Raw genomic sequence first — 9,415 nt, forward strand, 5'->3', positions numbered from 1 at the left:
AATCCTAGGCCGGCACCCAGTTTCCGTGGAACCCCGCGGGAACGCGGTGCGGTAGCCTGATGGTCGCGACGTCTTCCAAGGTCTGCGCATCGAGCAGCGCCAGCTCGCTGCGGTCTGTCCGGCGGTCGTAGACATAGCCCATCAACACGCCGTCGTCCTCGGCGGCATCCGGTGACGAGGGCTCGAAGACGAACTCCCCGAGCACTTTTCCGTCACCGAATGACCGCGACTGGGTTGTGCCGCCGATGAAGTCGTGCTTGAGCAGGACGTCGGCGGCTTCACCACCGCGGATACTCGGCGCATATCCGTAGCGGTGGCGTCTGCCGGCGCGGCGTTCGTCGACACGGGGAAACTCTTGACCGCGATCGTCGATGCGCGATTCGCGGACCTTGCCGTCGGCGAGATCGACCGTCCAGCGGTCGAGTGTCGGGGGTCCCTCGTCGGGGCCAAGCCGGTTGGTGTCGAACATCTTCGGGTGACGAACGACGTCGAGCACGATGGTGTCGCCGTCGTCGTAGGCGTTCATCGGATGGAACACGTAGCAGGGTTCGACGTCGAACCAGCGCACATCGGCGTTGCCGCCCTGGCGTGGCATCACGCCCACGCGCGCCGGATACCGCGGGTTCCACGAGTACGGGAAGCGGCGATCGGTGGTTTCGCCCCGCGGTTGCCGCGCGCTGATCGGGTCGGGGATGCGGACCCGGCCGATGAGGGCCGACAACACCAGCCGGGAGACGAACCGAAGACCGCGCGGAACCGTCATCTCCACTGCCATACCGGCGTCAAAGGTCACCGGCAGGTCGTAGAACACGACGTGGTTCTCGGTCAGCGAGAAGTCGTGCATCATCGGGCTTCCCGCGACCTCTACGTCGACCGTGCGTCGCGCGCGTCCGCCGGTGTCGATTACCGAGTACTGCACCGTGTTGCCGCGGTACATGCTGTACGAGACGGCGTGCAGCTCACCGGTGTCCGGGTCACGCTTCGGATGCGCGGTGTAACCGCCGGTCAGCGTCCCGTCGAAATCGCATGCGCCGACGGTGTCGAGCTCGTCGGTGAGTTCGACGTTCGTCACGCCGGACTCGATCAGCGCGATCGTCTTGCCGGCATGTCCGATGACGTTGGTGTTGGCGCCGATTCCCGAGATCGGGAAGGACCCTTTTGGCGGCCGCTCTCCCAGGGCCCGCGCGGTCTGCGGGCCACGGACCCACCGGTTGCGATACCACTCCGCCCTGCCGTCGCGGATCCGGATGCCGTGCACCATCCCGTCTCCGATGAACCAGTGGTACAGCTCGGGATCGAACTCCCCGATCGGGTTCGGGCCGTTGCGCAGATAGCGACCGTCGAGGTGGTCGGGAATCGTCCCGGTGACCTCGAGGTCGGTCAGCGTGTGCTCGTCGTGAATCGGCGCGAAGGCGCCATCGAGGTAACGGTTCGTCATCGGGACATCCCTATAACAGTGTTATGACCCCCTCTGTATAACACCGTTATGGCACCATGGCAAGGGTGAGCGGCGCTCGAGAGCACCTGGTCGAGACCGGCATCCGCATCCTCGAACGCGACGGCCTGGCCGCCCTCAGCGCGCGCAAGTTGGCCGCCGAAACCGGTACGTCCACGATGGCGGTGTACACCCACTTCGGGGGCATGTCGGGTTTGATCGACGCGATCGCCGGCGAGTCGTTCGCCCGCTTCACGCGGGCTTTGACTGAAGTGGCACCGACCGAGGACCCGGTCGCGGACTTCTTCGTGATGGGCGCTCGCTACCGGGAATTCGCGCTGCAGAACCCCCAGCGCTACCAGATGATGTTCGGCACCGCGGCCGAGTCGTTGAACCGGTACCACGCCGACCTCACGGTCACCGGCAGCGCCAGCGCCCGAAGCGAGTGGGCGGTGTCGTTCGATGCACTACTCACCGGCGTGCGCCGGATGATCGAGGCCGGGCGCATCCGCGATGACGGGGAGGCGGCCGTCGCGGGGCGGCTGTGGAGCATCAGCCACGGTGCGGTGCTGCTGGAGATCGCCGGGTTCTTCGGGCACGAGGGGCACGGCCTGACTCAGATCCTCGGTCCGTTGACCGTCGACGCGCTGGTCGGACTGGGTGACGAGCGCGACCGCACGATGGCTTCTCTGACGACCGCGATGACGACCCTGTTCGGGTCGTAGCCATCACGCGCCATGGGCTGCCGCGCAGGACCGAAATCTCAAGTGAGAGTTTCGAGCTCGATCGGCAGTGAGTCGGCCGGTGTGGGTCCGGTCCCCCACGTGAGCGGCACGCGGTAACCGTCGGGCACGCTCCAGCGGAAGCGACGCAACAGCTTGTGCATCACCGTCTTGACCGTCATATCGGCGAACTGCTGGCCGATGCACTTGTGGGCGCCGCCCCCGAACGGCGCGAACGCATAGCGGTTGACCGCCGCGCGGTTGGTCGCGTCGGTGAACCGCGAAGGGTCGAACGTGTCGGGCGCGGGCCACCAGTCGGCCAGCCGCATCGAGGCGTGCACGCTGATCGCGATCTGGGCCTTGCGCGGTATGTAGTGCCCGCAGATCTCAGTGTCGCGAATCGCCTGGCGGAACAGGGATCCCGCCGGGGCATACATGCGCAGCACTTCCTTGAACGCAGCGTCCAGCAAGGCGCACTGTTCCAGGTCGTCGAGGGTGGGCGAATCGATCGGATGGGCGACAGCCTCGTCACGAAGCATGTTCTGCCAGTGACTGTTTCGCCCTAGCTCATAGACGAGCATGGCCAGGGCGATGGCCGTGGTGTCGTGAGCGGCCATCAACAGGAAGATCATGTGGTTGACGATGTCGGCGTCGGTGAAACGTTGACCGTCGTCGGATTCGCTGCGACACAGCATCGAGAACAGATCGGCGCCCTCGCCGCGACGGCGGTCCGCGATCTGCCTGCCGAAGTAGCGCTCGAGGCGTTCTCGCGCCCGCAGTCCTCGCGCCCACGTCCCGCCGGGCACATCGGCGCGGACGATGGCCTGCCCGCCGTGCACGGTGTCGTGGAAGTCGCGGATGAGTTGGTCGGACTCCGCGCCGATTTCGGTGCCGATGAACACCTCGGCCGCCTGTTGCAACAACATCTGTTTGATCGACGGATACATCGGAAAGCGGGTCGCCGGCCGCCAGGTGGCCAGCGCGCGGTCGATGCCGTCAGCAGTCTCGGTGAGATATGTGTTGAGTGCAGTGCGCGTGAACGCCCCCTGCATGATGCGCCGGTGGTCGCGGTGTTCCTCGAAATCCAGCAGCATGATGCCGCGATGGAAGAAGGGTCCGATCACCGGTTGCCATCCCCGGGTGCTCGACAGCGCCTTGTCCCGGTTGACCCACGCCGCCTCGAGCGCCTCGGGTCCCAGCAGCACGACGACCCGGAAACCGACCCCGCCGGCCCATGACACGGGGCCGTACTTCGCGTACCGACGGCGGGCGAACTCCAACGGATCGACGAGTGTTGGCAGCACGTGGCCGAGGAACGGCACGCCGTAATTGCCCATCACCGGCGCGAGCCCGGACCCGGCAGGCGGTGTCGCCAACGGGCAGTCGCGACTGGGCCACCGGTCGCTGACCGTCGCGCCGACCTCCTGAAGCCGCCCCTGGAGCCGTTGTCGCGCATCGAGCAGTGAGGCCGGCGGGTCCATGAGGTTGATCATCGGCCGATCCCTTCGACGACTATCTGGTACGTAACCGTGCCAGTTTTGTTGAAGCGTTGTCAACGGTGCGACGATCGGAACCATGGCCTCGTCGTCACCGCGCAGCTATGGAGGTGTCTCCGGCGCGCAACGTCAGCAGCAGCGCCGGTCGCGACTGCTCGAGGCTGCCCTGGAGGCGATGAGCCGCGACGAGTGGCGCGAGGTGACCGTCGAGCGCCTGTGCGCCGACGCAGGCCTCAACAAGCGCTACTTCTACGAGAGCTTCACCGAGGTCGATGCGGTGGCCGGTGCCGTGATCGATGACATCGCCGCCGCCGTCCGCGACGCAACCGTAGGCGCTGCCGTCCAAACGCAGACGAAACCCGTTGAACAGCAGGCATTTGCGTGCGTCACGGCGTTGGTGCACAGCCTGGTCGACGATCCGCGCCGCGCGCGGGTCCTGCTGGGTGGGGTCGCTGCGACCCCGGGTCTGCGCACGCACCGCGTTGCGGTGATGCGCAGCCTGACCGACGTGCTCATCGAGCACGCGCGCACGGTGCACGGCGTCGAACTCGCCCGCGACCCGCTGGCGAAGGTCGCGCCGGCATTTCTGGTCGGAGGCACCGCCGATGCTGTTCTGGCCTTCGTCGACGGCACCGCGGCGATCACCGTCGACGAGCTGATCTCTCAGTTGACCACGCTGTGGCTGATCACCGGCGACGGCGCCGCCTCAGTCGCGCGAGGACGTTTGATGGGCGATCACGAAGCCGGAGCCGCCCCGTCGAGCCGGGTGTCCGACGTCGCCGACTGAGCGGCTGCGGTCCCGTCAGCTGTCGTCGTGCCCCACTTCGGCGGGCAGCGGTGGTGGCAGCGGCTTCTGCGATGTCGTGGGGGCCGAACTCGCCGCGGGCGGCGACGCCCCCGGGTTCGATGCGGGCGGCGACGTCCCTGGGCCCGACGCGGAGACCTCGTGGAAATCCAGCATCGCCTCGTCGCGGATGACGCGCGACCCCGCCGCGAGGATCAGCGATTCCTCGGACACGGTGTAGGTGATCCCGTCGTTGTCGACCGTGAACGTGTTGCCCGACTTCTCGGCGGTTTTGATCAGTTTGGCGCCGTCGCGCAACCGCACTCCGCGGTATTCATAGCTGCCGTTGGGTGTCTCGCAGATCGCCACGCGCGACGTGGCGGTACTGCCGAACACCACCGCCGAGTAGGGCGCCGCACAACGCGCGGTCGAGTCGACGTAGCCGCGGGTGTCGGATGCCGGCGCGGCGACGGCCGACGGCGCGGTGAACGCAGCCGCGGCCGAGCATGCGGCCACGGCGCCGACTAGAACCCACCCTCGATTCGACATTGCTTCCACGACACCACGACATCGGCATCCGCGCACCTGACAATGGCAGACGGGTTCGAATCGTTAGCGCGCCGAAACCGGCCCGTTAGCTGGATCAAACCGTCTCGATCGTCGACTCATGAGCCTCCGACGACGATGTCGGTTTTCCGCCAGTTCTGTCGGGGGCTGCGTGTAAAAGTGGGTGGCATGTACCACGATTTCGACCGCTGCTACCGGGCCGTCCAGTCCAAGGACGCCCGGTTCGACGGTTGGTTCGTCACCGCGGTGCTGACCACCGGGATCTACTGCCGGCCGAGCTGTCCGGTCCGGCCGCCATACGCCCGCAATATGCGTTTCTATCCGACCGCTGCGGCTGCCCAGAAGGCCGGATTCCGCGCCTGTAAGCGGTGCCGACCCGACGCCTCGCCGGGTTCACCGGAATGGAATGTCCGTGGCGACGTGGTTGCGCGAGCCATGCGGCTGATCGCCGACGGCATCGTCGACCGCGAAGGTGTCACCGGGCTGGCCGCCAAGCTCGGCTACACCACCCGCCAGGTCGAGCGGCTCCTGCAGGCGGAAGTCGGCGCCAATCCGCTCGCGCTGGCGCGGGCGCAGCGTTCGCAGACGGCACGTGTGCTCATCGAGACCACCGAATTGCCGTTCAGCGACGTCGCATTCGCATCAGGCTTCTCCAGTATCCGCCAGTTCAACGACAGCGTCCGAACGGTGTACGACCTACCTCCAACCGCATTGCGCCACCGCGCGCGAACGCGCCTGGGCCGAAGCGACGACGGTGCGGGCGCCATATCGCTACGGCTTCCGGTCCGCACCCCGTTCGCATACGAGGGGTTGTTCGGCCATCTGGCAGCCAGCGCAGTGCCGGGCGTCGAAGAGGTGCGCGACGGCGTCTATCGCCGCACCCTAGGCCTGCCCAACGGGAACGGGATCGTCTGTCTCACACCGCAGCCGGACCATGTGCAGTGCCGCGTCGCGCTCGACGACTTCCGCGACCTCGCCACGGCCATCGCCCGCTGCCGACGGCTGCTCGACCTCGATGCCGATCCCGAGGCGGTCGTCGACGCACTCGGCGCCGACGCCGACTTGAGTGCGCTGGTCGCCAAGGCTCCCGGGCAGCGCATCCCACGCACCGTCGACGAGCAGGAACAGGCCGTACGAGCGGTGCTCGGCCAACAGGTGTCGGTGAAGGCGGCGCGCACGCATGCCGGCCGGCTCGCGTCGGCGTACGGTCAACCGATCACCGATGTGAACGGTGGTCTGACGCATGTCTTTCCGACCGTCGAGCATCTCGCGGGAATCGACCCCACCCATTTGGCATTCCCGAAGTCCAGACAACGGTCCCTGATGTCGCTGATCCGCGCATTGGCCGACGGTGACGTGGTGCTGGATGCCGGCTGCGATTGGAACAGCGCGCGTGGGCAGCTGCAGGCATTGCCCGGAATCGGCCCGTGGACCGCTGAGATCATCGCCATGCGGGGGTTGGGAGACCCCGACGCGTTCCCGGTCACCGACCTTGGCGTGCGGATGGCGGCCGAAAAACTAGGTCTGCCCGCCGATGCGCGGGCGCTCACCGAGCACGGCACCCGGTGGCGACCGTGGCGGTCCTACGTGACGCAGCACCTGTGGACCGCCCTCGATCATGCGGTCAACGACTGGCCTCCGAAAGCGAGCGGCTCGGTCTAGCTCCGCGCGAGACGGTCGAGCCACTCTCGCAGCAGTGCGGCTTCGGTGGGGCTGAGGGTTTTCGTATCAGCCGACTCCAGCACGGATTTCAGGGCGATTGCGCGGGTGGCGATACGGGTGTCGCCGAACGGGTCGTCGCAGCCTTCGGTCGTGATGGCCGCCAGGATGGCTTCTCGCGTCGCATGCGACAGCCCGGGGTCACGGTCCTCGGGTAGTTGCGAGATCAGCGTGAACGCGACACCGCGACAGGCCGAATGCACCATCTCCGCGGCACGGTCGACGTCGACGCGAAGGCGGCCGGCTTCGGCGATGCGCTGCATCAGATAGCGCAGGATCGCGTCGCCCTCGACCACGGCCTTGGGTCTGGCGTTGGGCCGCGGGTCTCCATACAGCACTGCGTAGACGTGTGGATTACGCACGCCGAAGTCGATATGTGAATCCCACCCGCCTCGCAGGTCTTCGATCGGATCGTCGGTCAGGCGTCGACTTCGCTTCTCGGTGAGGTACTCGACCATGCCGAGGCTGGCGGCATCGCCGATCAATTGCCGCATATCACCGAAGTGCCGATAAATCGTGGGCGGTTGCACCGCCGCGGCAGCACTGACGCTGCGCGTCGTGACCGCATCGCGCCCCTCCCTCGTCAGAAGGTCGGCGGCCGCGCGAAGGATGCGCTCTCGCGGCTCGAGTTCGGTTTTCAGCATGTTATCGACGATAGCACTTTCAGAGTTCTGCTGATAACATCAGCGATATCACTTATTCGATACCACCGATAAGAGATCGGAGCGCCGAGCTATGGAACCGACCGACACCGGACGAGACACCGGAAGCGAAGGCAAAGGCGCCGCGACTCGCATGGCACGACGGTCGATGCTTTCCGCCGGTGGCGGCCGCGGCGGTTCTGCTCTCGGCGGTCGGCCTGGCCGGCGTCGCGCAGTCCGCGCCGTCGGGTCCCGGCACCGCCATTGACACCATCCGCAACCTCGAGAGCCAGGGCAAGAGGGTCATCGTCAACCGCGTGGGCACAGCGCCGCTGTCACAATGCAACGTGAGCAGCGTGGCCGAAGGACACGACGTCACGGTGCGTGATCCCGTCGGTACCACCGGTTCTCAGGAGCGCATCCGCTACAGCACGGTCTACGTCACGGTTCGGTGCTGACCGCCTCTCGCGGCTGAGACACTTACAGCTCGCCCATCGTGCGACCGCAGGCCGTTAGCTGTGTCCGATCAGTCGTGCTTGGCTTCGTAGCGCAGCAGGACCGTGCCGCACTCGAAGATGCGGTTCTCCAACAGCCGCAACGAGATCCAGGACGGCAGGGTCGGGAAGAACGGGGTGCCGCCGCCCACCGCGGTGGGCGCCAACAGGATCCGATACTCGTCCACCAGGCCGGCCTGCACGATCGGTGCGGCCAGCGTCGCACCGGCGACCTCCAAATTGCCGTCGGTTTCGGCTTTCACCTTTGTCACCACCTCAACGGGGTCGCCGCGCTCCAGGCGCGAGTTCCAGTCGACGGACTCGAGGGTGCTAGAGAACACGACCTTGGGCATATCACGCCAAACCTGAGCGAAATCGACGATCAAAGGAGTCGCGTCCGGTGCCTCGTCGGCGGTCGGCCAGTACGCAGCCATCAGTTCGTAGAGCCGCCGCCCATAGAACGACAGGGCGGTCTGCCGCTCGAAGTCGTTCCAGTACTGGTGCAGTTCTTCGCTCGGATCGGACCAGTCGATGCTGCCGTGCGCGTCCGCGATGTACCCGTCCACCGACACGTTGAAGCCATAAATGAGTCTGCCCACGACGATCAGACTGCACCGGAGGGCAGAAGTCATCGCGATGCCACACCGTGTCGTCCTGGCGCCGCGAGCACTCGCGACGACGATGTCGGATTTCCGCCAGCTTGAGCCGTGGACACGTGCCATCGTGGGATGTGCACGACATCCACAGTGAGCTGACCACGACGGGGCTGGCCGCTTCGGCGAGAACCGGTGACCAGCATCGGCGGTCGTATGCCAGACGGACGGTGGCTGCCAAAGGAGAAGCGATGGAAGCCATGCACTTTCGCGTTGTCGACAGCCCGGTCGGTCCGCTTACCCTTGCGGGCAAGGACACGCGGCTGAGGCACCTACGGATGGCCGACCAGACATATGAGCCCAGTCGCGAAGGCTGGATAGCCGACGATGGCGCCTTTCCCGAGGCTGTCGGACAGCTCGAGGCCTACTTCGCCGGTGAGCTCACCGAATTTGACTTGGAGCTCGACATGGTCGGTACGGCGTTTCAACGAAAAGTGTGGGCGGCGCTGCTGACCATTCCCTACGGTGAGACGCGGTCGTATGGTGAGATCGCCCGCCAGATCGGAGCAGCGGGTGCATTCCGTGCGGTCGGTCTGGCCAACGGACACAACCCGATTGGCATCATCGTGCCGTGCCATCGGGTGATCGGCGCCAACGGCAGCCTGACCGGATACGGCGGCGGCCTCCACAGGAAAAGGGCGCTGCTCGACATGGAGAAGAGTCGTGTCTCGCCGGCGTTGACGTTGTTCGACTGAATCGGCCGACACGGCCACGACAATCATTACGGCAATTAGAGCGCGGGGCGCCACTCCGAATTGAGTGCGCCGGTAAAGGTGCGTGCCGTACAAATGCCTGTGGCCCCCAATCGAATTGGGGGCCACAGGGCTTAATTTGTGTTCGGCGGTGTCCTACTTTTCCGCCCGGGTGGGGCAGTATCATTGGCGCTGGCAGGCTTAGCTTCCGG

At 66.2% G+C, this 9,415-nt stretch carries 10 protein-coding genes; 5 read left to right on the plus strand and 5 right to left on the minus strand.

The features are described 5' to 3' along the window. Nucleotides 1-4: 4 nt before the first annotated feature. A complete protein-coding gene (locus A5759_RS22100; RefSeq protein ID WP_068201180.1) occupies nt 5-1,438 on the minus strand; it encodes a carotenoid oxygenase family protein in 1,434 nt (477 codons plus the stop codon). Nucleotides 1,439-1,503: 65 nt separating this feature from the next. Here A5759_RS22100 and A5759_RS22105 point away from each other — a divergent pair, with 65 nt between their 5' ends. Then, entirely contained in the window at nt 1,504-2,160 is a 657-nt protein-coding gene (locus A5759_RS22105; protein WP_231984711.1) for a TetR/AcrR family transcriptional regulator, read from the plus strand. A gap of 38 nt (nt 2,161-2,198) precedes the next feature. Here A5759_RS22105 and A5759_RS22110 read toward each other — a convergent pair whose 3' ends face one another. Beyond that, a complete protein-coding gene (locus A5759_RS22110) occupies nt 2,199-3,650 on the minus strand; it encodes a cytochrome P450 (RefSeq protein WP_231984712.1) in 1,452 nt (483 codons plus the stop codon). Between the two features lie 82 nt (nt 3,651-3,732). On the opposite strand from A5759_RS22110, the gene A5759_RS22115 reads away from it, so the two are divergent. Further along, the gene (locus A5759_RS22115) at nt 3,733-4,440 is read left to right on the plus strand and encodes a TetR/AcrR family transcriptional regulator (protein WP_068201185.1); all 708 of its coding nucleotides are present in this window, start codon (nt 3,733-3,735) and stop codon (nt 4,438-4,440) included. 15 nt (nt 4,441-4,455) lie between these two features. Here the strand turns inward: A5759_RS22115 and A5759_RS22120 are convergent, their stop codons facing one another. Then, on the minus strand, nt 4,456-4,953 hold the full coding sequence (locus A5759_RS22120; RefSeq protein ID WP_156616989.1) for a hypothetical protein: 498 nt from the start codon (nt 4,951-4,953) through the stop codon (nt 4,456-4,458). Nucleotides 4,954-5,172: 219 nt separating this feature from the next. On the opposite strand from A5759_RS22120, the gene A5759_RS22125 reads away from it, so the two are divergent. Further along, entirely contained in the window at nt 5,173-6,666 is a 1,494-nt protein-coding gene (locus A5759_RS22125) for a DNA-3-methyladenine glycosylase 2 family protein (RefSeq protein ID WP_068201188.1), read from the plus strand. Here A5759_RS22125 and A5759_RS22130 read toward each other — a convergent pair. Further along, nucleotides 6,663-7,367: a TetR/AcrR family transcriptional regulator gene (locus A5759_RS22130; protein ID WP_068201190.1), complete on the minus strand. Its 705-nt coding sequence runs from the start codon at nt 7,365-7,367 to the stop codon at nt 6,663-6,665. The two genes, A5759_RS22125 and A5759_RS22130, sit on opposite strands and share 4 nt — an antisense overlap. Before the next feature lie 179 nt (nt 7,368-7,546). Here A5759_RS22130 and A5759_RS22135 point away from each other — a divergent pair, with 179 nt between their 5' ends. Further along, on the plus strand, nt 7,547-7,822 hold the full coding sequence (locus A5759_RS22135; protein WP_068201193.1) for a hypothetical protein: 276 nt from the start codon (nt 7,547-7,549) through the stop codon (nt 7,820-7,822). Nucleotides 7,823-7,890: 68 nt separating this feature from the next. Here A5759_RS22135 and A5759_RS22140 read toward each other — a convergent pair whose 3' ends face one another. Then, nucleotides 7,891-8,457 carry a dihydrofolate reductase family protein gene (locus A5759_RS22140; protein WP_068201194.1) on the minus strand — a complete coding sequence of 189 codons (567 nt, stop codon included), beginning with the start codon at nt 8,455-8,457 and terminating at the stop codon, nt 7,891-7,893. A gap of 245 nt (nt 8,458-8,702) precedes the next feature. Here A5759_RS22140 and A5759_RS22145 point away from each other — a divergent pair, with 245 nt between their 5' ends. Continuing rightward, a complete protein-coding gene (locus A5759_RS22145; RefSeq protein ID WP_068201283.1) occupies nt 8,703-9,206 on the plus strand; it encodes a methylated-DNA--[protein]-cysteine S-methyltransferase in 504 nt (167 codons plus the stop codon). Nucleotides 9,207-9,415: the final 209 nt, after the last annotated feature.

Origin of the sequence: Mycobacterium sp. 852014-52144_SCH5372336 (genome assembly GCF_001665615.1) — a bacterium.
In the GTDB taxonomy this organism is placed as follows: Bacteria; Actinomycetota; Actinomycetes; order Mycobacteriales; family Mycobacteriaceae; genus Mycobacterium; species Mycobacterium neumannii_A.